This window comes from Levilactobacillus zymae (assembly GCF_032190635.1).
In the GTDB taxonomy this organism is placed as follows: Bacteria; Bacillota; Bacilli; order Lactobacillales; family Lactobacillaceae; genus Levilactobacillus; species Levilactobacillus zymae_A.
The window spans coordinates 1,067,946-1,093,951 of the sequence record NZ_JAVLAS010000001.1 but is presented as its reverse complement, the minus strand read 5'-3'; the positions used below and the strand labels follow the sequence as shown (position 1 = coordinate 1,093,951).

At 52.4% G+C, this 26,006-nt stretch carries 28 protein-coding genes; 10 read left to right on the top strand and 18 right to left on the bottom strand.

The window, feature by feature from the left end:
• Position 1 precedes the first annotated feature (1 nt).
• From RI501_RS04965 to RI501_RS04955, 3 genes are all read right to left on the bottom strand, one after another.
• Positions 2–442: a hypothetical protein gene (locus RI501_RS04965; protein ID WP_313820619.1), complete on the bottom strand. Its 441-nt coding sequence runs from the start codon at positions 440–442 to the stop codon at positions 2–4.
• Between the two features lie 77 nt (positions 443–519).
• A complete protein-coding gene (locus RI501_RS04960; RefSeq protein ID WP_313820618.1) occupies positions 520–1,233 on the bottom strand; it encodes a hypothetical protein in 714 nt (237 codons plus the stop codon).
• Between the two features lie 325 nt (positions 1,234–1,558).
• Entirely contained in the window at positions 1,559–2,506 is a 948-nt protein-coding gene (locus RI501_RS04955; RefSeq protein ID WP_313820617.1) for a helix-turn-helix transcriptional regulator, read from the bottom strand.
• A gap of 502 nt (positions 2,507–3,008) precedes the next feature.
• Between RI501_RS04955 and RI501_RS04950 the strand changes: the two genes are divergently transcribed.
• Positions 3,009–3,533, top strand: a complete 525-nt coding sequence (locus tag RI501_RS04950; RefSeq protein WP_463673217.1) for a C40 family peptidase — start codon at positions 3,009–3,011, stop codon at positions 3,531–3,533.
• 53 nt (positions 3,534–3,586) lie between these two features.
• On the opposite strand, the gene RI501_RS04945 is transcribed toward RI501_RS04950, so the two are convergent.
• From RI501_RS04945 to RI501_RS04925, 5 genes are all read right to left on the bottom strand, one after another.
• Positions 3,587–4,189, bottom strand: coding sequence for a hypothetical protein (locus RI501_RS04945; protein ID WP_313820616.1), 603 nt, complete (start codon positions 4,187–4,189; stop codon positions 3,587–3,589).
• A gap of 18 nt (positions 4,190–4,207) precedes the next feature.
• Positions 4,208–4,372 carry a hypothetical protein gene (locus tag RI501_RS04940; RefSeq protein WP_313820615.1) on the bottom strand — a complete coding sequence of 55 codons (165 nt, stop codon included), beginning with the start codon at positions 4,370–4,372 and terminating at the stop codon, positions 4,208–4,210.
• Complete coding sequence (locus tag RI501_RS04935) at positions 4,359–5,078, bottom strand: ABC transporter ATP-binding protein (protein ID WP_313820614.1); 720 nt, start codon at positions 5,076–5,078, stop codon at positions 4,359–4,361. Before RI501_RS04935 ends, RI501_RS04940 begins: the two co-directional genes overlap by 14 nt.
• Complete coding sequence (locus RI501_RS04930) at positions 5,071–5,445, bottom strand: GntR family transcriptional regulator (RefSeq protein WP_313820613.1); 375 nt, start codon at positions 5,443–5,445, stop codon at positions 5,071–5,073. The genes RI501_RS04935 and RI501_RS04930 overlap by 8 nt, the downstream gene beginning before the upstream one ends.
• Before the next feature lie 156 nt (positions 5,446–5,601).
• Complete coding sequence (locus RI501_RS04925) at positions 5,602–6,096, bottom strand: alcohol dehydrogenase (RefSeq protein ID WP_313820612.1); 495 nt, start codon at positions 6,094–6,096, stop codon at positions 5,602–5,604.
• 212 nt (positions 6,097–6,308) lie between these two features.
• Between RI501_RS04925 and RI501_RS04920 the strand changes: the two genes are divergently transcribed.
• Complete coding sequence (locus RI501_RS04920) at positions 6,309–6,680, top strand: DUF1304 domain-containing protein (protein WP_313820611.1); 372 nt, start codon at positions 6,309–6,311, stop codon at positions 6,678–6,680.
• Between the two features lie 863 nt (positions 6,681–7,543).
• On the opposite strand, the gene RI501_RS04915 is transcribed toward RI501_RS04920, so the two are convergent.
• Positions 7,544–7,726, bottom strand: coding sequence for a hypothetical protein (locus RI501_RS04915; protein WP_313820610.1), 183 nt, complete (start codon positions 7,724–7,726; stop codon positions 7,544–7,546).
• A 369-nt stretch (positions 7,727–8,095) separates the two neighbouring features.
• Between RI501_RS04915 and RI501_RS04910 the strand changes: the two genes are divergently transcribed.
• Positions 8,096–8,554, top strand: a complete 459-nt coding sequence (locus RI501_RS04910) for an OsmC family protein (protein ID WP_313820609.1) — start codon at positions 8,096–8,098, stop codon at positions 8,552–8,554.
• A gap of 69 nt (positions 8,555–8,623) precedes the next feature.
• On the opposite strand, the gene RI501_RS04905 is transcribed toward RI501_RS04910, so the two are convergent.
• Together RI501_RS04905 and RI501_RS04900 are read right to left on the bottom strand one after the other, a co-directional pair.
• A complete protein-coding gene (locus RI501_RS04905) occupies positions 8,624–8,797 on the bottom strand; it encodes a hypothetical protein (protein ID WP_313820608.1) in 174 nt (57 codons plus the stop codon).
• A 28-nt stretch (positions 8,798–8,825) separates the two neighbouring features.
• Entirely contained in the window at positions 8,826–9,278 is a 453-nt protein-coding gene (locus tag RI501_RS04900; RefSeq protein ID WP_313820607.1) for a MarR family winged helix-turn-helix transcriptional regulator, read from the bottom strand.
• 230 nt (positions 9,279–9,508) lie between these two features.
• On the opposite strand from RI501_RS04900, the gene RI501_RS04895 reads away from it, so the two are divergent.
• The 4 genes from RI501_RS04895 to ppx all read left to right on the top strand — a co-directional run bounded on the left by RI501_RS04895 (position 9,509) and on the right by ppx (position 15,073).
• Positions 9,509–10,330 carry a LicD family protein gene (locus RI501_RS04895; protein WP_313820606.1) on the top strand — a complete coding sequence of 274 codons (822 nt, stop codon included), beginning with the start codon at positions 9,509–9,511 and terminating at the stop codon, positions 10,328–10,330.
• Between the two features lie 122 nt (positions 10,331–10,452).
• On the top strand, positions 10,453–11,985 hold the full coding sequence (locus RI501_RS04890; RefSeq protein ID WP_313820605.1) for an exopolyphosphatase: 1,533 nt from the start codon (positions 10,453–10,455) through the stop codon (positions 11,983–11,985).
• On the top strand, positions 11,982–14,150 hold the full coding sequence (locus RI501_RS04885; protein WP_313820604.1) for an RNA degradosome polyphosphate kinase: 2,169 nt from the start codon (positions 11,982–11,984) through the stop codon (positions 14,148–14,150). Before RI501_RS04890 ends, RI501_RS04885 begins: the two co-directional genes overlap by 4 nt.
• A complete protein-coding gene (gene ppx / locus RI501_RS04880; RefSeq protein ID WP_313820603.1) occupies positions 14,147–15,073 on the top strand; it encodes an exopolyphosphatase in 927 nt (308 codons plus the stop codon). Before RI501_RS04885 ends, ppx begins: the two co-directional genes overlap by 4 nt.
• A 92-nt stretch (positions 15,074–15,165) precedes the next feature.
• On the opposite strand, the gene RI501_RS04875 is transcribed toward ppx, so the two are convergent.
• Together RI501_RS04875 and RI501_RS04870 are read right to left on the bottom strand one after the other, a co-directional pair.
• Complete coding sequence (locus tag RI501_RS04875; protein ID WP_313820602.1) at positions 15,166–15,726, bottom strand: sugar O-acetyltransferase; 561 nt, start codon at positions 15,724–15,726, stop codon at positions 15,166–15,168.
• A 55-nt stretch (positions 15,727–15,781) separates the two neighbouring features.
• Positions 15,782–16,393, bottom strand: coding sequence for an FMN-dependent NADH-azoreductase (locus RI501_RS04870; RefSeq protein WP_313820601.1), 612 nt, complete (start codon positions 16,391–16,393; stop codon positions 15,782–15,784).
• Between the two features lie 63 nt (positions 16,394–16,456).
• Here RI501_RS04870 and RI501_RS04865 point away from each other — a divergent pair, with 63 nt between their 5' ends.
• Positions 16,457–17,812: an aminotransferase-like domain-containing protein gene (locus tag RI501_RS04865; RefSeq protein ID WP_313820600.1), complete on the top strand. Its 1,356-nt coding sequence runs from the start codon at positions 16,457–16,459 to the stop codon at positions 17,810–17,812.
• A gap of 126 nt (positions 17,813–17,938) precedes the next feature.
• Here the strand turns inward: RI501_RS04865 and RI501_RS04860 are convergent, their stop codons facing one another.
• The gene (locus RI501_RS04860) at positions 17,939–18,247 is read right to left on the bottom strand and encodes a hypothetical protein (RefSeq protein WP_057732067.1); all 309 of its coding nucleotides are present in this window, start codon (positions 18,245–18,247) and stop codon (positions 17,939–17,941) included.
• Positions 18,248–18,512: 265 nt separating this feature from the next.
• Between RI501_RS04860 and RI501_RS04855 the strand changes: the two genes are divergently transcribed.
• The gene (locus RI501_RS04855; RefSeq protein WP_010620868.1) at positions 18,513–19,796 is read left to right on the top strand and encodes an ISL3 family transposase; all 1,284 of its coding nucleotides are present in this window, start codon (positions 18,513–18,515) and stop codon (positions 19,794–19,796) included.
• Between the two features lie 313 nt (positions 19,797–20,109).
• Here the strand turns inward: RI501_RS04855 and RI501_RS04850 are convergent, their stop codons facing one another.
• From RI501_RS04850 to RI501_RS04840, 3 genes are all read right to left on the bottom strand, one after another.
• On the bottom strand, positions 20,110–21,195 hold the full coding sequence (locus RI501_RS04850; RefSeq protein ID WP_313820599.1) for an ABC transporter ATP-binding protein: 1,086 nt from the start codon (positions 21,193–21,195) through the stop codon (positions 20,110–20,112).
• Positions 21,196–21,402: 207 nt separating this feature from the next.
• The gene (locus RI501_RS04845) at positions 21,403–22,827 is read right to left on the bottom strand and encodes a glucosaminidase domain-containing protein (protein WP_313820598.1); all 1,425 of its coding nucleotides are present in this window, start codon (positions 22,825–22,827) and stop codon (positions 21,403–21,405) included.
• 96 nt (positions 22,828–22,923) lie between these two features.
• Positions 22,924–23,628, bottom strand: a complete 705-nt coding sequence (locus RI501_RS04840) for a glucosamine-6-phosphate deaminase (protein WP_313823140.1) — start codon at positions 23,626–23,628, stop codon at positions 22,924–22,926.
• Positions 23,629–23,891: 263 nt separating this feature from the next.
• On the opposite strand from RI501_RS04840, the gene RI501_RS04835 reads away from it, so the two are divergent.
• The gene (locus tag RI501_RS04835; protein ID WP_313820597.1) at positions 23,892–25,697 is read left to right on the top strand and encodes a bifunctional metallophosphatase/5'-nucleotidase; all 1,806 of its coding nucleotides are present in this window, start codon (positions 23,892–23,894) and stop codon (positions 25,695–25,697) included.
• A gap of 137 nt (positions 25,698–25,834) precedes the next feature.
• Here RI501_RS04835 and RI501_RS04830 read toward each other — a convergent pair whose 3' ends face one another.
• Entirely contained in the window at positions 25,835–25,957 is a 123-nt protein-coding gene (locus RI501_RS04830) for a hypothetical protein (protein ID WP_087741706.1), read from the bottom strand.
• Positions 25,958–26,006 lie beyond the last annotated feature (49 nt).

The following is a 26,006-nucleotide window of genomic DNA, read 5'->3' as shown; positions in this document are numbered from 1 at the left end:
ATTAATCTGCTGCGCGGGCCGTCGCCATGGTGTGGTAGTAGGTGTAGCCGTTAAGGTTGACCAACGCCGCCGTACGTTTACCGTTCACCTTTTCGGTGGTCAGGTAGCTGAAATCGTCGTACTTTTGTTTCGGGGCAAAGAACCCGAAAACCACGTGCTTCTGCCGCTTATCGTGACGGATAATCAGCTGTTTGCCCTTAAGCTGGTGGGATAAACGCCACTTACCGTTGGTCTTTTCGTACCAGCGAACGGCGTGCTTCTGGATCACCATTTTTCCGGCCCAAGCCGTGCGTGAATACCAGGTGCCCCGGGCTTTCACGGGCGTTGCCTTGGTGGTGTAACGGGTTTTAGCTTGTGCGGACTGGGTTGGGGTTAGGACGGTGCTGCCCCCGATGAGTCCCAGGCTGATTAAGGCCAGCCACCAAATTTTTTTGAATGTCATCTGAATACCTCCCATTACTGAGCGTACGCGAAAGACATCATTTTTCGCGTCCAACGCTCAAATGATGTCTTGACGATTTAGAGATCGGCGATTAGGTCACCGAGGGTCCTGCTAAAAGTTACTAAAGTGCTCTTAGCAGCCTCATCGTTTTCATCCGAAATTTGAAATGCCTCAACCTTTTTGGCCATAGCCGCTAAGTCTGCGTTCTGCGTCTTGCTAAAGCGCCCTTTATAGACATCGTAAATATTCAGAAGTCCTGCTTGATTTTCTCGCATCTCCTTCGCAGAACCACCATAAGAGCCCATGTCGGCATAAACATTGGTTAAAGAATTTCCTAAATCACTATAAGTACTAGAACCACTTACTTTATCTTGCACTTCAGCACTGCCACTTGACAGTGCCGCCCGATTCGTCGCAATCAGATCGTTCTTCATCTGCTTAGGCTTGTTGAACGGTGCCTTGCCGTTCGTTAAGTATTTGCTGTAGATCCAGCCCTTCTTGGCACCGGACTTGATGTATGTCACGTAGGCCTTCTTACCGTGCTTCTTAACGACCGCCTTCTTGGTGGCGTGCCACGTGGTGTACCGGTAGTTCTTCAGCTTGTGGCTGACCTTACTCAGCTTGACACTACTATAGATATTGCCTTGCCGTCCGTGGACCGTCTTAGTCTTGATGTTCCGCGTCGATAATACCTTGGTCTTGCTGGCCGCGTTAGCCGTCAACGGTGCTCCGGCAACCGTCATGGTCAACCCCATGGCGACCACGAGACCCGTTTTAACAAATTTTTGCATCACACAATTCCTCCCAAACTTGGTTTAGTTGACCCCCGGTTTCCCATTTCAAGGTGAATTGGTACCGGTGTCAATCACTGAGACTCATTATACAAAGTTGGGGCGTCATAATTTGTCATCTAAACCGGTTAACCCTAAGTTTTTCCAAAAAATGGCTTGAAACTCAAGGTTATGACCGCGTAATTCGCTTTACTCGGCCACACCGAACGCCAGACCACCCAATTCAAAAAAGGCCCTGATTCCAATGTGGGAATCAGGACCAGTGTGAGGTTAAGGGTCAACAGTGAAACGCCCATGGGCGCCCGCCGGCTCGGTCAGTCGGCGGTTAATTTAAGTATTGGTCGCGCGCGGCGGTCAATTCAGCGCGCATCCGGTTCACCAGCGACGGCGGCGACACCACTTGTAGGTGCACCCCCTGGCTCAGCAACCAGAACATCGCGCCGTCTACCTTGACGTAGGCTTCAATCAGGTGACTACCGTCCGGCCGGGTCTCCAGGACCCGCGAGCCCGGAAAGTGATCCAGCACCGTTTGTAAGTAGTAGCGGTAGATGAAACGAATCTGGGTCAACGACCCGGAATCCAACAGATAGGTTTGTTGGCGGTGATCCTGTAGGGAGAACCGTTCGGCATAGTCCAGCTTCTCGCCCGCTTCCTTGGCATAGATCTTTTCGATGCGATCCAACCGATACAGCCAGTACCCGCCCCGCTCTTGGCTTAACATGGCCACGTAGAAATAATAGTTCTCGAAGAATAAGGCCACGGGCTGCGCGTGATGGGTCAGCGGGTGGGGTTCCGTGACCCGACTACTGCGATAAGCAAAAACGATCCGCTGGTTTTCCACAATGCAATCGGCAATCTCGCGCAACCGGTGTAGAATCGGCTTAGGCCGGGACAGGGGCAGATAGCTTCCCCGGGGCAACGTCAATTCCTTGCGCACCAACGCCCGCATGGCCGGCGACAGACTCGCGCTGAGAAAGTCCAAGGTGGCCGCTAGTTCGGGAGAGTTAAGGGCCCGGGAGCCCAATAGAATGTTGCTGGTGGTCAGCACCATCTCCAGGTCGGCATCCTCGCTGCGCCGTGCCAGTCGGTAGGACCCCGGGCGTTCCTCGATTTCACCCACGTTGTACTCCGTCAGGGCGCGGCGAATGTAGGCAATGTCACGCTGACAGGTCCGCAAACTCACGTTATACTGTTTTTTTAAGTCGGCCTGCTGCAGCGTCTCCCCACTCATCAAGCGCACCATCAATTCGGCGACTCGTGCGTTACTCTCCATCCCGGTTTCCTCCTCATTCACCAGCTGATTAGGTCTTCATCATAGCATGTTTTGCGACCGTTAACCGCCAAAAGTTTCGCTTTTTAGCATGATTTTCACGTTAGACTTTTCACAATATGTTAGTTGTTGACCGTTTCGCCTTCCCGCCCAAGCACGCTTAAGCTTCACTTTCCTAATTATCGGGAATAGCCACCGTTTGGCCGCTTAAGTGTTTGTCACAACCGACATCTTGGTCATCAAACCGTCAAAGTTTGTTATCGGGGCGCAACCACCAAGTAACCTCACTTTTCTATACTAGAACTTGTACGTCAGGTACATAAAAATTCTTGTTATGGAGTGATTCATTATCAAAGCTGTCACCAAATCCATCTTACTCGGTTCCTTAAGTGCCGCCGCTCTGTTTCTGGGCGGGGCCCAAGCCAGTGCCAGTACGGTACGGGTCCAGACCGGCAACACCGTCTGGAGCCTAGCCCAACAGCACCACGTCTCCGTCAACGCCATCGTGTCTGCCAACCAGCTGGCCAACGCCAACCGGATCTACGTCAACCAGAAATTAACGATTCCGGACGGTCAAACCGCCAGTGCGGCCACGACCAGTGGGGTTACTGCGCACCACAGCGCTAATGCCACGACCTCTACTGGTACCACCACCTCATCCACTAAAACCACAACCGCGTCTGCTTCCACGGGTGGCGGTATCGCTACGGCCTTAAAGATCGCCAACAGCAACGTACCCTACGTTTACGGGGGAACGTCGATGAGCGGCTTCGATTGTTCCGGTCTGGTGCAATACGCCCTGGGCCTAAGCGCGCGAACCACTTACCAACAGACTAAGCTGGGGACCCACCACTACGACGTGGCCAACGCCCCGGCCGGCGCCATCCTCTTCTGGGGCTCCGACAGTGCACCGTACCACGACGCCATCTCGCTGGGGAACGGCAAGTACGTCGCCGCCCAGAACGAAACTGACGGCATTGGCGTCTTCAACCAAAGTAACTGGCAACCTAGCTACTACATCGTGCTCTAAGTACGCAAAAAGCGAAATTCCCATCAACGGGAATTTCGCTTTTTTTGATTCGATTAATATTTGGCTTCCACCCAGCGCTTCATCATGAAGATGTTTAGCGCCGCGACCACCGCAATGGCCACAAACAGACTAAGCAGGTCCAGCCAGAAACCGGACGCGTTGAGCGTGATGTCGGAGACCGTCGTGAAGTGGTTGTAGACCTGGTTTTCCAGGTGGGCAATCCAGCTCATGAAGCGAATCGCCACCCAGGTCAGAATCACGGCTAAGACGACCTTAACAATCCGTTGTTGGACGTTGGGGAGAAACGCACTGATGGTGTTGGTCCCGAAGTGAATCAGGTTAACGAACACCCAGATCCACAAAACGATGGCCACGATCCAAAAGACGGACGTGGTCCCGTACAGGGCCAGATTGCGCAGGTCCGCTGCGTTCATCTGGAAGTTCACGTTGGTCTGGAACCAGTTGCGAATCGTCTTACCGGTCATGGCCGTGCCAATTAAGACCAAGACCACCTGCACCACACCCACGTAGATCAGCGCCACCAGCGACGTTGCCAGATTGGCCAGGTAAAGCTTGGTATCGCTGGTCGGCAGTAAGCGATAGGTGTCACTGACCAGCATCTGTTCGTTTTGCCGCGTCAATAAGACGAAGGCCACGAACCCGAAGACCGAGCCTCACCCCATCACCGTGGTAATCATTTCTAAATTGGCTAGTCCGAGTTGCCAAATCTGGTAGATCATGGTGATCACCACGGCAATCAGGTTAAAGAATAATAGCTGATTCATGCTGCGGAACTTGGGCCGCCACATGGTCCGAAAATCGCGACTAAAGCTCGTCATCGTGAATGTCCCCCTCGTAAATGCTTTCGTAAAAGGCCTCGATGCCCAGGCCAAACTCGCTACGAATCTGGTCACTACTCTTGTGCGCGCACACCGTGTGGTCCTTGATCACGACCACCTCGTCGAGTAACGCCGCAATCTCCGACACGTAGTGGTCACTAATCACCATGGTCGCCGAATCTTGCTTCCACTGAATAATGCTACTGATGATGCGCTTACGACTCATGCTGTCGATCCCGTTAAACGGTTCATCCAGCAGATAAACGGCCGCCTCACGCGAGAGGGTCAGCGCAATGATAAACTTCTCCCGGGTCCCCTTGGATAGGGTCGACAACTTCTGGTCGTCGTCAATCTGTAAGAACGTGATGAGGTCCAGATACTTCTTCGCCGAAAAGTCTGGGTAGGCCAAAGCGTAAAAGTCCCGAATCTGGCTCAGCTTATCAGCCGGGCGGAACCCCTGCAGCGCCTCACTGAAGCTGACAAAGGCCCGCCGCGGCGCCTCGCGCGTCTCGCCGTGCACGGCGATCGTGCCCTTGGCGTTCTTGGCAACCCCGGCAATCAAGCGCATCAGGGTCGTTTTCCCGGCCCCATTTTCCCCCAGGAGACCCACAATCTTACCCGGCGCAATCTGCAGGTTCACGTCCGTTAAAATCGTCTTGGTATTTTTTCGATAAGTTAACTGAGTAATCTCAAGTGCGTTAGTCATCTGCGTCCCCCCGCTGTTGAATGTAGGCCTTAATCTCGGCAATAATTTCCGCATCGGTCAGCTTTAAGGCGTGGAGCTGGCCGTACAGGTCCTGAATGTACGTCGTTATTAGTCGTTGTTTTAGCGTGGCAATCTTGGCCGCGTCCTGGGTCACAAAGTTGCCGCGGCCCCGTTGGGGGGTAATGTAACCCTCGTCGGTCATTTCCCGTAAGGCCCGCTGCACCGTGTTGACGTTGACCGTTAAGTCCACCGCCAACTGCCGGACGGCCGGTAATTTGTCACCTAACCCTAATTCGCCGGCCACCATGCGATGATACAGGTAATTCTTGATCTGATAATAAATCGGTACCTTATCATCAAATTGCATTTCGTTCACCCCACTAGTGTTATATCTTTCTATAACACTATAACACGAATTTCACCAAAGGCCAATTAAAGTTCGCTAAGAGTTGCCCGGCACCACCAAAAAAGCCGCTCTCCATAAGAGAACGGCTCGCCTGGCTTCTATTCATTTAGCTGGTGCTTAGCCCTCCGCCGGCACCTTTAAATCGATGTCATTATGTTGGGCTAATTTCTGTTCGGCGGCTTTACGGGCCGCAACGGCGTCGTAAAAATCGCTAAAGGTTTGGTTTAACACGTAGTGACCGTGGTAAAATAGGCGTGCCGCCCACTTACCGGACCGCTTATCAAAACTCACGCCGATCACGCCGGAAATGTTCCGCGAGCTCAGCTTGGTCAACGCGGCGACGTTAGACCCGTTAACCAGGGGTAGGTTCGTCGCGTTACCAATTTGCTTGCGGGTCCGGGGATCCTGGGTTAGCCGGGCCTTGCTGATATCTCGCCGATAGCAGCCGCAGCTGACCGTAATCCCGTGGCGTAACCGGTAACTATCGACCGTCACCAGTTGCCCGCAGCTACACTTACATAACCACGTTGCATTACCGTTCTTGGCAGTGCCGTCCCGGCGAATAACCGTTAGTCTGCCGAATTGTTGTCCACTCAAGTCTAGGAGTCTCATCAGTAATTCCTCCATTCTTATTTTCAGAAAGCTTGATCTACTGCGATCCACCCCGATGATTACTCGAGCTCCCCCGTTAAAAATATCCTCAATTAAATATTCTACACGCCAAGCTAAAAACTAGCTTAAAGTTGCTAAAAATAAATTAATCAAGACGACTCATGATATAAACTATTTTATCACGAGGTTGCGGTCAGAAAGAAGTAATTTAGATGACAATTTTAATTACCAGTCTCATCATTTTAGTCGCTGTTGAACATTTGGGCATCATGGCCCTGGAAATTTGGGGGTCGCCCACCCAGCAATCCCAAGCCTTTGGGATGCCGTTAAGCTTCGTGACCCAAAAGCCCGCCCAAACGGCCCTGGCCAATCAGGGAATTTATAACGGCATGTTGGGCGCGGTGATCTTAGCCAGCCAATGGTTGCTCACGGGAACCGCACAGCACCTAACCACGGCGCTATTATTGCTCTACATCGTGGTCGTCGCCCTCTTCGGTAGTCTCACTGTCAAGCGCACCATCTTCTGGTTGCAAGGGTTTCCAGCATTGGTCACCCTATTGTTAGTCTTGGGGTGGTGGCTTTAAGAATTTCTTTAAAAAGTGGTTTACAGACACCGATTCTCACGTTATAATATAGTCACATATTCAGGTGAGAGCCTGCCACGGTTTTACGATTATTGGAGGAGTTAATTGACCTTTAGCCATTATTAACACCATTAAACCGTACACATACTTCTATTCTGCTGGTTGCGTTCGTGCGTAACTAGCTTTTTTGTGGTTTGAGAAACCTTGCTCACTAGCTTACACGCACCAGCTTAAGTCCCGCTTAAGCTGATCGGTAGCGGTAGCCCTGTTGCCGGTGACACACAAAATGGTTAGATGCAAAAACGAGTCTGAGGTAAAAGTCTCAGACTCGTTGGTGTCTCCGAATATTTAGTAGTGAAACGTGCGCCAAAGGGCGACAAATCAGGCTTGGCGAAAGCCAACGTTAAGTCATCACGCATCAACTATATCGCATAAGACGAGTCTGGGGCAAAAGTCTCGGGCTCTTTTTCGGCTCCGAATATTTGGTGTCGAAACGTGCGCCAAAAGGCAGCTGGTTCCGCTTAACCCCTTGAATCGTCAGCTAATCCAGGTTCGGGATTATCCGTCTTACGAACCGTCGTTCATGCTCACCAGCTAACCGCCTTTTGTCCCAATCTCGTTTTTCTACCTCTCATACCATTCCCCCACCAATTCATTAGCCAAAAAAAGACGCCCTCGCACGAGAACGCCCTAACGCTTATCGACTACATATGACTGACGGAGATCCAAACCATTCCTAAGTGATAAATTGCGACCAGCATGATTGCGATAAACAGCCAGCCACAGGTGTAATAAACATAATACATTCCTGGATGTTTCATGTCGACGCCCCCTTTACCGGGACTCTGCACCGAACTTACCGTTTAGCCAATCGGGACAACCGTACGACGGGATTGCGCCGCCAACACGATGGCCTCCTGCTCAGCGATGGTGGCCGTGAATCGCCGCATACGATCCTCGGTCACAACCTGCGCGCCGTGCTTTTGTGCCCGCCACGTGAGCATCTGAAATTCGCGTTTTTCTTCTGACAGCTGATTATCTAACATATGGCTCCCCCCAAATGCTTGCGCCAGTGTTCTAATTCCTGTCACCGTATATTATAAGCACATTTTCTTAAGCGGTCTACCCCTAAATTAAAATATTACAAAACTTTTACACGGCTTGCTGTCCCGGGGATAATTTCTCATATTTCGAAGGTTTGTCGGTCTAATTAACAACCTTTTAGTCAAATTGGTATAGCTAAGGTGCGCAAGCGGTTGCTTCGCGGCTTACCAGCCGATAACTGGAATTAGTTGTTTCGCTGAACCATTAGTGGTTCAGTTTCTTGAAAGCCCTATCAATTTTGATGTTAATCAATTGTGTTTTCGAGCCAACCAGCGTAGGCTAAAAGTAAGTCAAGAAAGGGGTTACCAGCCATGTCCATTGACCGTGAGAAATTCCCACCTTTATACCGGACCGTCGCCATTAACCAGGACGGCTTGAATAGTCATTCCTACGTTCCCGGGGGGCTGGACGTTGTGACCAGCTCTCCCATGACCGCTGCCCCCGGTGTCAATCCCGAACAGTTCTTAGGTTTAGCGTTGAGCACCTGTCTGAACGCCACTCTGGAAGCCATCGAGAAACTCCGCCACCTGCCGCACACCTCGCAGGTGCAAACCATCGTGGAGTACGCCCGCGATACCCGCGGCTTTCAATTCTATGTCACCGCTCAGATCCGGATTCCCGGGGTGGACCGGCCAACCGCGGAGGCGATGGCCGACCTGGCCGAGCGCCGCTGTCCCGTTGCCAAGCTGCTGGGAGGCAGTCCCAACGTGACCGTGGAACTCGTCGATCAATTCAGCGAGGTCGCCCCGGTCACCGTCAAGTCGAAATAAGTCTGTCGCGTTGCCGACTATCCAAAAATGGACACTCCCAGCTTACTCAGCTGAGTGTGTCCATTTTGATTAACGGTGTGACAAGCGCCCTTTCAGCCGCTGCCACCAATTTTTGGATTGTGCTTCCCCGTATACGTACGACTTGGGGTGGCGTCCGGGACGCTTGTCCTCGTGATCGTCATCCATGAAGACAATCTTGCGCCAGCGCTTGGCCTCTGCATCACTCATGCGCTTTTTGCTCATTGACTTCAATCTCCTTTTTTACCCAGGGTTAATGATCTCGATTTTTCAGGCGGGTCACCTGGCTGAAATCCCGAATAAAGCTCAGGATCTCCTGAGCCCGGTCTTCACCGTACATGTCTAACCAGCCCTGAAACCGTTGGTCGATCCGTTGCCGAATTAACCGTTCGGCTTGTTCGCCGGCCGGGGTGGCCAGCAGATACAACCGGCGCCGATCGTTTTCGTCGGGTTGTTGTCGGAGATAACCCTGCCGCAACAAGACCCGAATCTGGCGCGAAATGGCACTGCGGGTCACCTGCCGTTGACTGGCAATGTCCATTAACGTCACGTTTTGGTGCCGGGTGATTTCACGCAAAATCAGATACTGTTCAAACGACAAATGAAACGCCTTGGCTGGCTCCGAAATAAACTCATCCAGATACTTTAACGAACTCATGTATACGTCGATGAAGGCGTCCAATAAGGGTTGTTCTTGTTCAGCCATGAATCCCCACCTACAATTCTCAAAATACGATTTTTATCTTAGCATTTACATTCCGCAAATACCAGTTTTTTTCGTGACCGACCGACAATAGCCTGAACTAAGTTATGGTAGAATAGAGAAATGTTTTAGGGCTCAGAAAGGAGGCCGTCACTTCACTTATTTTACCACCCCCGCTCACAACCGGGCAGCAGAACGCGCCCCGGTTGCCGGGGGACAGAAAGGATTTTTATATGTCAGATTTAATTGATCGCATTCACCGCGTTGAACTGGGCAACCTCGCCCAATTCACGCAGTTGTGTACGGAACTCAACCTTCCCTACCTGTTACTGGGAGGATCGTTATTAGGCGCCATTCGCCACCAGGGATTCATCCCCTGGGACGATGACGTGGACGTGGGGTTATTGCGGGCCGACTACGACCGATTTCTGGCCGCCGCTCCCAAGCGACTGGCCGATTCCCACTATTTCCTGCAAACTCCCACTAGTGATCCGAACTACGCGTTAAGTTACGCCAAGTTACTCGATCGCAATACTTATATTGAAGGGAAAAATAACGTGAATAACGCCCGTAAAGGCGTGTTCATCGATATTTTCCCGCTCGACCGGATTCCGGAAGAACCCGCCCAGCAACGCGAGCAGTTGGCGAAGTTCCAGTGGTACAATACCCGGATCTTGCTCCAACTGCGGTATCATTTAGTTAGTAATTCGCTGATGAAACTTCAGAGTCCCCTGGGGGCCGACCAACTGGCCGACGTCCAGGCGCTCAAGGCGGCGCGCGACACGGTCATGACGCAGTATCAAGCCAGAACCGACCTGCCGCACGTAAAAAACCTAGCTTCCCAGTACGCCTATGATAAAGAGGTTTTCACCGTGGACCAGGTCAGCCAACTCACGACCGTGCCCTTTGAAAACCTGACCGTTCAGGTTCCCGCAGACTACGCCACCATCTTAACCACGATGTACGGCGACTACCACGCCTTACCACCGAAGACCCAGCGGACCGAAAAGCACCTCGATCGCCTAATTATGGATAATCAGGTCTTCACGGACTAGTTTGTTTCTCCCGTGGCTGTCTGAGGGGAAAGCTGGGAGATACCGTCCGTCGCTGCCGACGAACCTCCCAGCAAGGACAGCCCACACACCACCTTAAATTTATCAAGAAAGTAGATGAGCATATGGCTGATAATTATTTTGGCGCCATCCTGGTCAACGTGACTAGCATGGAACTATCAATTGTCAATCTTAAAACCGTTCAACAAGCCGAACACGTTCGATCGACCGTCGCCATTGGGGAAAATATTTACAACCATGTCGATATCGACTTGCAAACCGTCGTCGACGCCGCCGAGGCGCTACGCGGTTTTCTCCAAATTATCAAAGATTACGGAGTGACCCACTACAAAGCCTGGGGTTCCCAAGCATTGTCCAGTGCCGCTAACGCCGATTTCATTCGCGACCAATTGTACGTCCGCACGGGCTTACGGCTGCACTGGTTATCGTTAAGTGAAGAATCCTTCGTGCGTAACGAAGCGATTGCCATCCACTTCGCCGACTACCAGAAGCTGACCGCTAAGCACGCGGCCATCATTGGGTTGAACTCCGGGAGCACCACCTTCTCGTTTTTCGATCACCACGAGTTAAAGGCATCACCGAACATGAAGCTGGGGCCGACGCGAGCCAAGGAAGTCTTACAAAACCTCCGGACCACCGCGCCTAATCCCGTGGCCGTCCTGGACGACTACATCAATAGTAAGGTTGACGACTTCTACCGGTTCATCCCGGAAGAGCTGCAGCAGGCCACTAATCAGGTCATTCTGATCGGTGCCACGCCGTTAAACGGCTTCTTCATTCCGGCCGGCCAGAACAACTGCACCCTGTCTCTCGAACGCTTCCAGCAATTCGCCCACGAGGTCACCGCGGCCTCGGACCAGTACCTCATGGAGCACCTCCAGATCAGTGAGGAATCCATTGGGCTGGTCTTGCCCGAAGTCCGTTTGATTCAAAAGCTACTCGCTGTGGTCCACGCCGAACAGGTCCACCTAGTCAACCTCAACGTCTTAGACGGGTTAACCACCAACCGGGCCATCGCCGAGGGGTACCACCGCAAGCAAGACTTTAACAAGCAGATCCTCGGGGCAGCTTACGCGGTGGCCCACCGGTATCGCGTCGAACCCCACCACATGGCGTTGGTCGAAAAATTTGCGTTACACCTGTTCGATCAACTGAAACCGCTCCACCACTTGAAGGCCCGTGACCGCCTGTTACTACACATTGCGGCCATCGTCCACGATAGCGGTGGCTTCATCGACACCCACCAGCACTACCTCCACTCGGACTACGTGCTTCAACAGTCCGAAATCCTGGGCCTATCCGCCGAAGAAACCCAGATTATCGCCGCCGTTTCACGTTACCACAGCGCGCGGACGCCCGGTGGTGAGTTGGATCGTTTCCGGCAACTGGGGTCGTCTAAGCGCCTGGCGATTGCGAAACTAGCCGCAATTCTCCGGCTGGCCGACGCCCTCGACGACGCCCACCAGCAGACCGTGGAGCGCATTTCCGTTTCCGTACGGCCAACTCAGGTCATCATCACGGCCTTTAGCGACGACGACTTAGAGTTAGTCCGCTGGGCCTTCACGCGTAAGGCCGAATTCTTCACGGACGTCTTCGGGTTACAACCCGTGTTTAAACAGAGGAGGGTGCACAAATGACAACCACGTTCGATAAAACTAAATACTACACTAACCGGGAACTCAGCTGGTTAGACTTCAACGCCCGGGTGCTGGACGAAGCCCGCGATAAAACCAATCCCCTCCTGGAACGGGTGCGGTTCTTGGGGATCACCCAAAGTAACGTCGACGAGTTCTTCATGGTCCGGGTGGCCTCGCTCGCCAAATTAGCCGCGGTGAACTATCCCAAGCCTGACGCTTCGGGCATGACCGCCGAAGACCAACTACTCGCAGTCAACGCCAAGGCCCACGACCAGGTCATCAAGCAATATTCCACGCTCACGCGGATGCTTTTGCCGCTACTAGCCAACTTGAACGTCCATCTCAAGACGCCCCAGGACCTGACCGCCGACCAACGCCGCTTCATCGAGCACTACTTTAACAACGAAATCTCACCCGCACTGACGCCCATGGCCGTCGATAGCTCGCGACCATTTCCGTTTATCGGTAACAACACGCTAAACATCGCCCTGCGCTTGCACAAGGCCGGCGACAAGCACGATAAACGCTTTGCCACCGTCCAAGTGCCCGACATCTTCCCCCGGACCGTCCGGTTACCCGGCGGGGCCAACGATTTTATCTTATTGGAAGACGTCATCAAAACCTTCATCGGTGACCTATTCTTAGGTTACAAGGTCCAAGAGGCCGCCAATTACCGGGTCATTCGGGACATGGACTTGGACGTGGCCGAAGAAGACACCTCCGACCTCTTGAAGGAAGTCCAGCATCAACTCAAGCAACGTGAACACGGAAGCGCCGTGCGGCTAGAGGTCGAGTCCGGCATCTCCCCGGCCCTGCAAAAGCGCCTGGCCAGTTCCATCAAGATTCCGGCCTACGCCATTTACAGCATCGCTGGGCCCATCGATCTCACCTTCCTCGGAAAGTGGACCAAGCAGATGACCGGCCTGGATAACCAACGCTACCCCAAGTTCACCGCGGCGCAAACGCCGGGGATGGGGGCCGACGACGATCTCTTCGCCACGATCCGCGACCACGACGTTTTCGTCCAACACCCTTACGATTCATTCGACGCCGTCACCAACCTGATCAAGCAGGCCGCCAGCGACGACGAGGTTCTGGCCATCAAGATGACCCTCTACCGGGTTTCCGCCAACTCCCCGATCATCAAATCGTTAGGGACCGCGGCGCAAAACGGTAAGCAAGTCACCGTGCTGGTCGAAGTCAAGGCCCGGTTCGACGAGGAAAACAACGTTCACTGGGCTCGCCAGCTCGAAAAGATGGGGTGCCACGTGATTTACGGCCTGATTGGGCTGAAGACCCACTGTAAATTGGCCCTGATTGTCCGCCGAGAAGAAGACGGCATCCGGCGTTACATGCACATGGGAACCGGGAACTACAACGACGTGACCGCCCACTTCTACACCGACATGGGCTTATTCACCACCAACACGGACATGGGCATCGACGCCTCCAACATCTTCAACATGTTGTCGGGCTACTCCGAACCACCGTATTTCCACCAACTCCACATGTCGCCGGACGGCATCCGCGAATTTCTGGTCAGCCGGATTAACGAGGAAATCAACAACGCGCGACTGGGCCAACCCGCCTGGATCAAGATGAAGATGAACTCGCTGTCCGACTCGGCCATGATTGCCAAGCTCTACGAGGCCTCCCACGCCGGCGTGCACATTCAACTGATCGTCCGGGGCATCTGCTGCCTTAACGTGGGCATCCCCGACGTCAGCGACCACATCGAAGTCCACTCCATCGTGGGACGCTTTTTGGAACACAGCCGGATCTACGCGTTTGCGAACGGCGGCGACGAACAGGTCTACCTGTCCAGTGCCGACCTGATGACCCGGAACCTGAACCGCCGAGTCGAGCTGCTCTTCCCGATCCTGCACGCCGACCTGCGCCACCGCATCTTTGATATTTTCCACACCATGTGGGATGATAACGTTAAAACGCGGGTGCTGCAGGCTGACCGTGAGTTTACTCGGGTCGACCGCCGGGGGCTGGAACCCCTGGACGCCCAAACCGCGTTTATGCAAGCGGCTGAAGCTAAGACCAAGCAACTCCCCCAGGACACGGACCAACCCGTGGGCGCGCCCCGGCAGTTCCGGCCGATGCTGAGTCCGAAAAATCAGCCGAAATCCCCTATGGATCGGAGTCCTCAACAATGAAAAATCTCGTCGTCATCGACCTGGGATCCAACTCAGTGCGCATGACCATTACCGAAGTCGATAGCCACGGTAATTACCAGACGGTTAACCAGATCAAACGCTACGTGCGGCTTTCGGCCAACATGGGTCCGGAAAAGATTCTCCAGCCCGAGGCCATCGACCGAACCTTGGCCGCCCTCAGCGACTTCAAGGACGTCTACAGTCAACTAGAAAAGCCCGACATCCACGCCGTTGCCACGGCGGCCGTCCGCCAAGCCTCCAACCAGAAGGCCTTCCTGAAGCAGGTCAAAGAACAAGTCGGCCTGACCCTTAAGGTTATTTCCGGGGCCACGGAGGCCCGTTACGACTACCTGGGTGTGATTAATACCCTGCCGATGGTCAACGGTCTGATCGTCGACACCGGGGGTGGGTCGTCCGAACTGATCCTGGTGCAAAACCAACAGCTCAAGCACGTGGTTTCGATTCCGCTCGGGTCGGTGACCCTGTCCCAGAATTATCTGGAAGCCGACGTGGTTCAGTCCGCCTCGCTCTTCAAGGCCATGACCTTCGTCAACAACGTCTTTAACGACGTCTGGTGGTTACGCGAAGCGACCAACCTACCAATCATCGGCCTGGGTGGGGCTAACCGGACACTGGCCAAGATCAACCGGCGCAAGAAGAACTTCCTAAACGCCGAGGACGTCCACGGTTACAAGCTGACCGACGAAGACGTCTACGAGACCCTGACCCAACTTCTGGGCCTAGACCTGGAGGGCCGCAAGAAGGTGCCCGGGCTCGCCAAGGAACGGGCCGACATCATCGTGGGCGGTCTGATTCCGGTCACCCTGTTGATGCGGCTGCTGGATTCACAGCAGATCACCTTCTCCAACGCCGGCTTACGGGACGGTATCTTATTCGAATATCTGAACGATTTAAAGGCTTAATGACGACCACATCATCAGGTCCGTTGCCTAACAGAGTTCATCTAAATAAGGCACTTCACGACTTTTCGCGAAGTGCCTTTATTTAGCGTGTTCTATTTTTCGGCTAGCGGACGAATTACCTGCGCCGGGACGCCACCCACCAGTACGTTATCCGGCACATCGTGAGTCACCACGGCCCCCGAGGCGATCACCACGTTATTTCCGATGGTCACGCCGGGATTGATGGTCACCTTGCCGCCAATCCAGACGTCGCTACCGATGGTCACCGGTTGCGCCTTGGCCAGGTATCCCCGTCGCCCCGTTGGCGTCAGGGGGTGGTTGACCGTGTAGATGTCAACGTTGGGGCCCACCATGACGTTATGGCCAAAGGTGACCGGTGCGATATCCAAGATGGTCAGATTATAGTTACTCAAAAAGTCCTCGCCCACGTGGATATTCTTGCCATAGTCGCAGTTAAACGTGGCTTGGACCGAGACCCGTTGGCCGGTAGACCCAAAGATTTCACGAATCTTGGCCGTTTGTCGGTCCGGCGCCGTCGCCGGAATCGCATTGAACTCCTGACAGAGTTGCGCCGCTCGTGCCTTGCGTTGTGCCACCGCGGGGTCCCGAAAATCGTACCAGTCGCCCGCCTTTAGCTTCTCTAATTCTTCCATTCTGCTTCACCTCGACTCTAGCCTACAACTTAGAGTTGACTCGAAGTCAAGCATACTAGTCGGTCGCTGCCAACACTTTGGTCAGGTAAGCTTGCAACTGACGCTTCGTGGCTTCCACGATGGCGGGTTTGTCGCTATTGGCCAGATCTAGTCCCTGCGCGCGAATGACTTCCATGGCCGTGATACCCATCAGACTCATGATGGTCCGAAGATAATACGGCGCGATGTCGGCGGTCACGTACCGGAAATCGTGGGCGTAGTCACTACCACTAGACTGAACGTAAACCACCTTGTGTTGGTTACTCAGCAGGCCCACCGACCCGTCGGCCGTGTACTTGAAGGTCTCGCCGGCAATAAAGACGTTGTCGATATAGTCCTTAAGCTTGCTGACCACGTTGAAGTTGTGCAGCGGCATCAAAATCACGGTCAAATCGGCGGCCTTCCACTGGTCGATCAGGTGCCGTTGGACCGGTGACATTTCCGTTGCCGCCAACGTGTCGGCCGTAATCCGGGGAAGCTGAGTGGCCGGGTCGTAGAGCGTCAGCGTCTCAACCGCGGCGTGCGGCGCCTGCGCCGCAATAGTCGCTTGGGCCGTGGCGGTCAACTGGTTGATCGTGCGCTGGGGATTTTGGTAATCGGGATGAGCATTAATTAATAAGATTTTCATGGCTAAAAAGTCCTTTCTTTGCGCTAAACTAGATTTAAATACTTGAATTAAGGGGGTCCGGGTATGTTAACCCTGAACCGACAGAGTCACGAACAACTCTATCACCAACTCTACCGCCAACTACGCGCCGAGATTGAGACCGGCGTGCGGCAGCCGGGCCAAGTCCTGGCCAGCACCCGCTTTTTGGCCCAGCAATTGCGAGTCAGCCGCAACACGGTCGACCACGCGTACCAGGACCTGGTCGCGGAAGGTTACGTCGTCAGTAAGCCCGGTGCCGGCTATCACGTGGCCCAGCAGCTTCCCTACCTGACGGACATGGGCACCCTGGCCCAACCGGCGACCACCGAGAAATTTCGTTACGACTTCACGGAAAGTTACGACCACCTGCGGCTATTTCCCAAGCAGGCCTGGCGTAACGCCGAACAGGCCATGATGTTTACCGGCCTGCCCCACATCCAACCGGCCAACGGGGACTTGCAGTACCGACGCCAACTGGTGGCCATGCTGGCCCGCGTCAAGGGTATCCACGCCACGCCGGAACAACTGGTGGTCACCAGTGGCTTCAACGAGGCGGCCGGGATCATCGCCAACCTCCTGTCCGAACTGACCACGGGCCAACTGGGCGTGGCGAATCCCACGGCGCCCAATGCCCGCCACGTGTGGCCGCGCTTAGACGTGCCCACGGTGCCCTTCACTCCGGAAACACCGCCTACCAGTTGGCCGGCGGCGTTGGGTTACCTCCTGACGCCCACGCACAACTTTCCCACCAGCTACGGCTTTACGGTCGCCGAGCGGCACCGCCTGACCACCTGGGCCCGGGCGACGCAACGCTACCTGATCGAACTGGACACCGACGGCACGTTGGACTACGGTGGCACCCCCGCGCCGGCGTTGGCCAACGACTATCCCGAGCGAACGTTTTACTATAGCAACTACGACGATACGCTGGGCTCGGCACTGTGCCTAGGCTTTCTGGTGATCCCCGCGGACCTGGTGCCGACCTACCAGGCAAAATACAGTAAATTGCCCAACCGTAATTCCCAGTGGCAACAACAAATCGTCAGCCACCTCATCGCTAACGACGCGTTAGAACGCTTTATGCGCCAGCTCACGCTAGTCTATGCCAATCGCCGTCAACTCCTCTTAGATACCCTGCAAACGGCCTTTGGCGCCGCGTTGGTGCCCATGGGTGCGCCCGCGGGAACGTTCGTCACCCTGCACTTGACCACCGGCGAACGGGCCAGTGACGTGATCGCCACGGCGGCCCAAGCCGGCGTCGGTCTCGTGGACCCCGACCGTTGTTGGGTCGATTGCCGCGAAGATTACCAAAGCTTGGTCTTAAGTTTTCGCCAGGTCGACGATGCCCAAATCATTGCGGGGGTGCATGCCTGGCAAACCGTGTGGCGGCCCCGCACCTAACCAGATCAATTCTACGAGTTTCACCGGCCGGCCCCAAGCGCCAATTCCGAAAAAAACAGGGGACCAGTTGGCCTCCCGTGATCATAAAAGGGACTGCGAAAAATTCGCAGTCCCTTTCAGTCTGGGTTACCCGATATGGTTTTCGTGCAAGATGGCGTCGACTTCTTTTTGGATCTCGGCCGGCTTGGCCCATTCCTGAAACTCGGTAAAGTCTTCGGCGGGCATCTCGTAATTCTCGTTGACGTAATCTTCGTAGGCCTGAACGTGCGGCGTGTGGGCGATGTTTAGCTGCAAGATCCGTACCTGCTTGATTAAGCCCCGTTCGGCCGCCAATTCCGCACGTCCGTTTTGGACCATGTCACTAATTTCCATGTATTTAGACCCATCCAGTCGGGTAATTTCTTCGATTAAGGTAAAGGTTTCATGACTTTTCAATATGACTATCCCTCCCAGTGTTAGCTCCATTATACCGAGTTTTGGGCAAAACAAAAACCACTACCAGGGAATGGCAGTGGTCGGCATAAGAGAGAAAGAGAATTGATTAGAAGGTAATTATTAATGGCTCTATACTTTTTCCTGTTGATGAACTACCAATGTGGTAATCTATTAACAGGATTTTTTTGAAAAAAAAAGAGGCCCACAGGTCCCCACACACAAAAAAATCCACCCACTACAGCATCATCAAAGGATGTGAGAAACCATGAACCCTATAGATAATAATATAAAATTTTCACTCAGTATTAAAGACCCAAATGTTATTTTTTTCAGTTATAAGCATCAATTCATAAAATCAAAACCTGCTAAAGTCTATGTTGCCAATGTAAAAGCCACTTATACAAGGTGTCCTCAATGTGGTTTTGAAAACTTTAGTCATAACGGACACTATGTGTCACGCGTTTCATATCCGTCGGCCAACGCTAGTGAGCCCGTCTATCTTGAACTTCATAAAGAACGATTAATCTGTAAAAATTGTGGAAACTCGGTAATGGCAACAACAGACCTCGTCAATAAGTATTGTAATATTTCCAAAGCTACCAGACAAAAAATATTCATGCATCTTCAGGATGATCGTACTCAGACTAGTATTGCTTTAGATAATAGTGTTTCTCCCAGTACCGTTTGTCGCTATTTAGACAACTATGATGATCTATTTCGGAGAAATTATCATTCTTTACCTGAGCACTTATCTATGGATGAATTTCGTGGTGTTGGCGGCGATTTCCACTTTCTTTGTATTAACGGTGATGGTGATCATGAAATTCAACAGATCCTACCGGATCGCTTTAAACAAACTATTATTGATTACTTTAATAAGTTTGACAGCACCGCTAGAAAGCAAGTAAAGACAGTTTCTCTGGACCTTAATAGTTACTATCAAGATATCGCCAGATTGGTATTTCCAAATGCCAAAATAATTGTCGATCGTTTTCATATTGTTGCGATGATGACTAGATCTTTTAACCAAAGTCGCGTTCAAATTATGAAAGAATACAAGAAACAATCCAAGGAATATCGGATGCTTAAATTCTCCTGGAAACTTTATTTAAAACACTTCGATGAGCTTGAGATTAAAAAAACATTTTTCGATCGACACCTTAGGAAACAAGTAACTCAACTCGAAAGAGTTCAGTTAGGTCTAGATGTTGATGAAAGACTGTTAAATACTTATAACGCCATGCAAGGCATTATGATATGTCTTAAAAATCACGACAAAGATGGTCTTGTTCAATATTTATATAACAACGATAAGCTTAGCTCGCAAATGAAAGATGTTTTAACCACATTTAAAAAGAATCTTGAAATAGTCCTCAATGCCAGTGAATCAAAGTATTCTAATGGTCCAATTGAAGGGATCAATAGAATGATTAAGCAAATTCAAAGAACTGCCTTCGGTTTCCGAAATTATCACCACTTAGTTTCAAGAGTTAAATTACAACAAATGAGAACCAAACCAAACAAAAAGACACTGTTAGAAGTTGCATAACTTCTAACAGTGTCCCAAATTCATCTATCAACAGGATTTGACAAAGAGCCTTATTAATACCTTACAGCTAATAATATACTTGTTTCTGTAAGCGCTGTCAACACTTTTCCAATAAAAAGTTAAGCGGTTTCTTGTTTGCGGAACAAAAAGGCCGGAAAGCAAGCTTTCCGGCCACCATTTAGTCTGCACCAAATGAGAGATAAGACCTCGATCGGATTCATTGGGCAACCCGATTAAGGGAGTAAATAAATGGTAAACTAAAGATACCACTAAAAATGATAGAAATCTATCTATTTTTTAATGTTTTTTTAACTTATTTGACGGTTGTGGTTGCGTTCGGGTCGTGCAGTACCGTTTCGGGGTGCACCAGGTTCGCTGGATGCTGAATCACATCCCCCACAGAATGCCCCGAGACGTTGACTAAACAGATTAACACGAACAAGATACCCACCACCGTGGTCAGAATCCGGTTCCCCGTACTCATCTTTTCACTGATCACGGAACCGTAGAAGTCCTTCTTCACCTCGGCGGCCACATTAGCATTGTCCGGTTCAGCCTTCTGCCGCTCATCGGTGACTTCCTTTTGATAGGCATCGATATCGAAGGCCTTTTGGTTCGCCTTCATCTGACGTTGGAAGTGCTTCTTTTCCTTCTTGGTCTGCGCCTTGAACCACTTGGTAAAGCCCCGGTAGTTCTTAACCACCGTCGCGGTGTCGCCAATTTCCTTCAACGTCCCGTAGTGAATCCACGCCACCCGGTCACACAGAATCTCAATCTGCTTTAAGGAGTGACTGACGAAGATGATGGTCTTGCCTTCGTCCTTGAACTCGGAGATCTTGTCCACACACTTCTGGTAGAAGGTGTCATCCCCGACGGATAACGCTTCGTCGATGATCAGGATATCGGGGTTCACGTGAACCGCGATGGAGAACCCCAGCCGCGACTTCATCCCGGAGGAGTAACTCTTAACCGGCTGGTACAAGAAGTCGCCAATATCGGCGAAGGAAACGATGTCATCCATCAACGCATCGATTTCGGGGTTGGTTAGCCCCTGCATCAACGCCTTCAGCCGGATGTTTTCCAACCCGGTCAGGTTCCCCCGTAAGCCGGCCCCGATGGCGATGATGGAGGTATCCCCCCGCACATCCACCACGCCGGTAGTTTGCGGAATAATGCCGGAAATGATGTTCGACAACGTGGACTTCCCGGAGCCGTTAACCCCGATCAAGCCCAGCGTCTCTCCCGGCTTAACTTCCAAGGAGATGCCCATTAATGACCAAAAATGCGGCACCTTGCTGTTGCGCAACGAGAAGAACGACCGAAGTTTTTCGGACTGACTCTTGTAGAGGTCGTATTCCTTGGTTACGTTTTGGACTTTAATTTTATATGCATTATCCATGAATTAAACTTCCTAACTCAATTATTAGCGTACTCAACGGCGCGGTCTGGGTTTCAGCCACCGTTTAATCTGTAGTATTATACCAGAAAATCACCGAAAACGAAAAGGCTCCGTGACGAGCTTAGACATTTCTTTAGCCACGGTCACTTGACCCCACCATTATACTAAAAACCCGCGACAAAACAACTCGTCGGGGGTTTCTTTGGGTTATTTAGTTAAGGCTCGAGCATCCACCCAGTAGTTGGTCTTACTACCACTGAACTGGATGCGGTACCAGGTCGTCTGGTAGGCTGGCTTGGTCACAATCTGGTTAAAGGTTACCTTGGTCCCCGCCTTGACCTTGCTGGGCCACTTAAATTCTTGTTGATCAAAGTGCGTCTTTTTCACGTGATTGTACAGGTGGTACTTCTTAAAGGTCTTACTGAGCTTTCTGGTGCCACTGGTCTTGGTGTACGCCACGTAATCGTACTGGGGGGTGGCGGCCGTATGGTCAGCGGCTACCCAATACTTGGTTTTGCCCGCTAGGATACGGTACCAGGTCGTCTTGATCCCATCCTGGGTCTTCACGGCCTGATTATCGGCCGTATAGGTCTTCGCCTTTAGCTGACTCAAGGTCCCTTGCGCCTTCGCTAAGTACGGTGAATTAAAAACGTGATTATAGTAGTCACCACTCGCCGCGCTGAGCTTGACGGTCGCCTGACCAGCGGCATACTTCACCGTCGGCAGGGTCAAGGCGGCCCCGTAAACCCAATACTTTTTCGCCGACTTAGCCGGTGAGAAGGTCACGCGGTACCAAGTGGTCTTTTTGCCCGTTGTCGGCGCCTTCTTAACGCCGCGCATGTTGAGATAGACTAGTTGGCCCGGGCCGACCTTCAGCTTCGACCACGCCGTCTTAGTGACCTTCTCGCGGGTCCCCTTAATATGGTTATACACGCGATAGCTGGTGTACTTGCTTCCCAGTCGAGCCGTCTGAGTCCCACTGACCCCGTAATACTTGGCCGTGGCATAAACCGGCTGCACGGTGGCCCCACTGTTCGCCGACGAACTCGATGAACTGCTGGTCGTCGAACTAGTCTTTTTGTCCAGGCTATTTAAGCCGTACTGTTGGATCAACGCAATCAACGACGCGCCGTATGTCGGGGCCGTGGCGTAGGTCCCCGTCAGGGCGTTCGCCGCAGCCGCATAAGTCGCCGCATTTTCCCGCCAAGTCCCACTATAATAGGCTGAATTGCCACTAATCCCGTTGCGCAACAGCTTAGCGTTATCGGTCATCGAGGCCTTGGCGTTCGGGTACTTCCGAAAGTTCGCCGCCGTGGTGTACAACTGACCGTTGGCGTCATACTCTGACGTCTCCATGCTTACCGATTGACCATTATAACTGCCCTTGATTCCGAAATAGTTGTTGGCTTGTAGCGTCAGTTGACTGGTCCCCCAGCCACTTTCTAACGCCGCTTGGGCCATCATCACGGACGGATAAAGTTTGTATTGATTAGCCACCGTTTTCACGGGGCTTTTTAATGTTGAAATAAAGGTCTGTTGGGTGGTCGCCGCATGACTGGTCAACCCAATAGCACTACTCAGACCCACGCCGACGATGGCGGCGGCAACGAGCCACTGTTTGCTTCCTTTCATGATGTTTCCCCCTTAAAATCGCTTCCAGAACAAGAATACCATAATTCCTGAAACTGGCGACGAAAATTTACCGGAGAAACCCAGGAAATTTGCGGTTTATTTTAACTTGCTAGCCGCCGCTTGGTCCAGAATAACCTGAACGTTCGGATGCGTCTGCAAAAAGCTGGCTGGCACGGCGGGCGTCACGGGTCCTTGGAGCATCGCGGCCACAGCATCGGCCTTGGCGGCACCGTAGGCCACAATCAAGATTTCCTTCGCTTGCAGGATGGACCCAATGCCCATTGAATAAGCGTAACGCGGCACCTCGTCTTCGTTGTCAAAGAACCGGGCATTGGCGTCAATCGTGGATGGCGTCAGCGCTACTTTATGCGTCGTGGAGTGTTCGTCGGTCCCGGGTTCGTTAAAGCCCACGTGCCCGTTACGACCTAAGCCCAGTAGCTGTAGATCAATGGGGTTAGCGGCGATAATCGCGTCGTAACGCTTGGTTTCGGCGGTTGCATCGGCGTTCAGACCATCCGGAACGTAAGAGTGCGCGAACGGCTTAGCGTTGAACAGGTGGTGTTGCATGAAGTAACGGTAACTTTGCGGGTGATCCGGCCCTAAGCCGACGTACTCATCCAAGTTCACCGAAGTTAACTGACTGAAGTCCAGGTCACTGGCCACTAATTGCTGGTAGATGGAAATGGGCGTACTCCCGGTAGCCAATCCCAAGACCTTGGCCCCGGCGGTTAAGGCTTGTTGGAAAATCCGAAAACCAGCTACCCCACCCGCGGCTTGATCCTTCACGATTTGAACGTGCATGTTCTTTACTTGTGTCATCATTCTGCATACGACCTTTCTCTCTTAATGGTATAGTCCAATTATAACTGCTCTAGACCAGTTTTGCAAGCAGACGTCTCAACAATCGTGTTGGCCACCGAATCAATGGCCCATTAAACCGTTTCATCCCGTCTAAAAATCGCCCCATCTTTTATAAAAATATCTATTGTTTAGCCGTTCTATAACGATTATAATTTTTACTGTAAGCGCTAACATACATATTTTTTATTGGGAGGAAGTTACACATGTCAAAGTTTAGCAGCAAGTCACACCACGCCTTAATGGCCCTAGCCTGCCTGGGGGCCATCACGGGCGGCGTGTTTGGGGGCGCTGCCCTCACCACCCCCACCGTTCACGCCAAGACGAAACATTCAACTAAGGAGAAAACGGTCAAGCACAAGAACCGTCCAATCGCCGTTCAATTTCTGGGCGTCAACGATATTCACGGGGGGTTACAAACCACGGGGAAGCTGGTCATGGACCAAACCACCGTTGAAGGCGCTGGGACGGTGGCTCGCTTAGGCGGGTACCTGGACCAAGCTCAAACGACCTTCAAAAAGGCCCACCATCACGGCGTCACCGTGCGGGTCCAGTCCGGTGACATGGTCGGAGCCAGCCCGGCTAACTCCGCGCTACTCGACGATGGTCCGACCTTAGCCGCGCTCAAGGCCATGCACATCCAGGTCGGCGTCATCGGGAACCACGAATTTGACCACGGCCTCAGTCAATACGGTAAGCTGGTCAAGGGGAAACGCCCTAGCACCACCGGCATCAAGAACCCCCAACAGCTGAAAGCGATTCAACATTACCCGTTTAGCAACACCAAGATGCAGATCGTTGTCGCTAACGTGATCGATAAGCAGACCCACAAGATTCCGGCCGGCTGGCACCCATACACCATCAAAAAGGTGACCGATCCGCAAACCAAGGCTAGCGTCAAGGTGGGCTATATCGGTATTTTAAACACCAACCTGCCCGGTATCGCTAAGAAATACACCCTAAAGAACGAAGCCCAAACCATCGCTAAATACGATAAGCAATTGCGCGCCAAGGGTGTCAAAGCCATTGTGGTGCTAGGTCACACCGGTGCCGTCACCCAGAACGGCAAGACGACCGGGGACGCCGTCAACGACCTCAAACAATTAAACAAGATTGATCCCAAAAACAGCGTTGACCTGTTCTTTGCCGGTCACAGTCACCAATACGCTAATGGTCGTGTCCACGGGGTTCCCGTGGTTCAATCCGGATTCCAAGGTCGCGGTTACGCCAACATTACGGCCCAGTTGAACCCGAAGACGGGTGATTTCGTCAAGAAGAGTCTGCACGCGACCGTGGCCCCGGTTAAGTCCCTCAAGGACGATCCCCGCGCAACGTTCAAGAAGGACCCCGCCTTTAAGAAGATCACCGCGGTGGTCAAAGACGCTAATCAGCGCGTGGCACCGATCATCAACACCGAGGTTGGCGCCACAGCCGGCAATCAGGCCATCAGTAACGACCTCTCAAGCAACAAAGAATCCGCAGCCGCCTATGCCGTTGTGGACGCCCAACGCACCGTTGCTAACGAGGAAAACCACCCCACTGACATTGCCATTACCAGTAACGATTCGATCCGTAGTGGCATGGCAGTGAACGCCAACGGTAAGGTAACCTTAGGAACACTCTACGACATGCAACCGTACGGTAACAGTCAACCTATCGTGGAATTGACCGGCCAAGACCTGATCGATTTACTGAACGAGCAGTACACCAAGTCGCAGCTTTACTTCTTGCAGATCTCCGGGCTAACCTACAAGTATGCTCCGGCAAGCGGCGACCAACTCTACACCGTTTCGGACGTGAAAATGGCGCAGGGAGCCGCCCTCGTGCCAACTCAGAAATACCGCGTTCTCACCAACGACTACCTGTCCACCGGTGGTGACGGTTACGCCGCCTTCACCCACGGGACTATCGTGGACAATGCCGGCCAAGATATTGACCTGCTGACTAACTACCTGCAAAACCACAGTCCCATCCCCGTGCCGCAATTAGACCGGAAAGTTCCCGTTAAGTAAGCCAAAATAACGTGTGCCAATCGGTATTTGGTTGGTGAACCGTAACGTAAAGGGGCCATGATTCCTGAATTGGAATCATGGCCCCTTCTATGTTAACCAGAATAAATAAGACGGTGATCCGCCAAACGAATCCCGTCTTATTTCCGGCGAACGCCCCGCCGATTGGCATTTAATTCATTTTGTTGCTTGCGGAACTTTTCGAACGTGGCGTCCCGTTGCTTTTGGTTCTTGTGTGAATTTTCGCGTTTCGTGTACTTCATGGTCGTCACCCTCTTCTCGCTAGTGTTATGAAAATACTATATAACGAAA

Bases quoted from the DNA above. Each gene is read 5' to 3' on its own strand.
- RI501_RS04965 (WP_313820619.1), bottom strand. From the start codon at position 442: ATGACATTCAAAAAAATTTGGTGGCTGGCCTTAATCAGCCTGGGACTC.
- RI501_RS04960 (WP_313820618.1), bottom strand. From the start codon at position 1,233: ATGCAAAAATTTGTTAAAACGGGTCTCGTGGTCGCCATGGGGTTGACC.
- RI501_RS04955 (WP_313820617.1), bottom strand. From the start codon at position 2,506: ATGGAGAGTAACGCACGAGTCGCCGAATTGATGGTGCGCTTGATGAGT.
- RI501_RS04940 (WP_313820615.1), bottom strand. From the start codon at position 4,372: ATGACGAGCTTTAGTCGCGATTTTCGGACCATGTGGCGGCCCAAGTTC.
- RI501_RS04935 (WP_313820614.1), bottom strand. From the start codon at position 5,078: ATGACTAACGCACTTGAGATTACTCAGTTAACTTATCGAAAAAATACC.
- RI501_RS04930 (WP_313820613.1), bottom strand. From the start codon at position 5,445: ATGCAATTTGATGATAAGGTACCGATTTATTATCAGATCAAGAATTAC.
- RI501_RS04925 (WP_313820612.1), bottom strand. From the start codon at position 6,096: ATGAGACTCCTAGACTTGAGTGGACAACAATTCGGCAGACTAACGGTT.
- RI501_RS04920 (WP_313820611.1), top strand. From the start codon at position 6,309: ATGACAATTTTAATTACCAGTCTCATCATTTTAGTCGCTGTTGAACAT.
- RI501_RS04915 (WP_313820610.1), bottom strand. From the start codon at position 7,726: ATGTTAGATAATCAGCTGTCAGAAGAAAAACGCGAATTTCAGATGCTC.
- RI501_RS04910 (WP_313820609.1), top strand. From the start codon at position 8,096: ATGTCCATTGACCGTGAGAAATTCCCACCTTTATACCGGACCGTCGCC.
- RI501_RS04905 (WP_313820608.1), bottom strand. From the start codon at position 8,797: ATGAGCAAAAAGCGCATGAGTGATGCAGAGGCCAAGCGCTGGCGCAAG.
- RI501_RS04900 (WP_313820607.1), bottom strand. From the start codon at position 9,278: ATGGCTGAACAAGAACAACCCTTATTGGACGCCTTCATCGACGTATAC.
- RI501_RS04895 (WP_313820606.1), top strand. From the start codon at position 9,509: ATGTCAGATTTAATTGATCGCATTCACCGCGTTGAACTGGGCAACCTC.
- RI501_RS04890 (WP_313820605.1), top strand. From the start codon at position 10,453: ATGGCTGATAATTATTTTGGCGCCATCCTGGTCAACGTGACTAGCATG.
- RI501_RS04885 (WP_313820604.1), top strand. From the start codon at position 11,982: ATGACAACCACGTTCGATAAAACTAAATACTACACTAACCGGGAACTC.
- ppx (WP_313820603.1), top strand. From the start codon at position 14,147: ATGAAAAATCTCGTCGTCATCGACCTGGGATCCAACTCAGTGCGCATG.
- RI501_RS04875 (WP_313820602.1), bottom strand. From the start codon at position 15,726: ATGGAAGAATTAGAGAAGCTAAAGGCGGGCGACTGGTACGATTTTCGG.
- RI501_RS04870 (WP_313820601.1), bottom strand. From the start codon at position 16,393: ATGAAAATCTTATTAATTAATGCTCATCCCGATTACCAAAATCCCCAG.
- RI501_RS04865 (WP_313820600.1), top strand. From the start codon at position 16,457: ATGTTAACCCTGAACCGACAGAGTCACGAACAACTCTATCACCAACTC.
- RI501_RS04855 (WP_010620868.1), top strand. From the start codon at position 18,513: ATGAACCCTATAGATAATAATATAAAATTTTCACTCAGTATTAAAGAC.
- RI501_RS04850 (WP_313820599.1), bottom strand. From the start codon at position 21,195: ATGGATAATGCATATAAAATTAAAGTCCAAAACGTAACCAAGGAATAC.
- RI501_RS04845 (WP_313820598.1), bottom strand. From the start codon at position 22,827: ATGAAAGGAAGCAAACAGTGGCTCGTTGCCGCCGCCATCGTCGGCGTG.
- RI501_RS04840 (WP_313823140.1), bottom strand. From the start codon at position 23,628: ATGCACGTTCAAATCGTGAAGGATCAAGCCGCGGGTGGGGTAGCTGGT.
- RI501_RS04835 (WP_313820597.1), top strand. From the start codon at position 23,892: ATGTCAAAGTTTAGCAGCAAGTCACACCACGCCTTAATGGCCCTAGCC.
- RI501_RS04830 (WP_087741706.1), bottom strand. From the start codon at position 25,957: ATGAAGTACACGAAACGCGAAAATTCACACAAGAACCAAAAGCAACGG.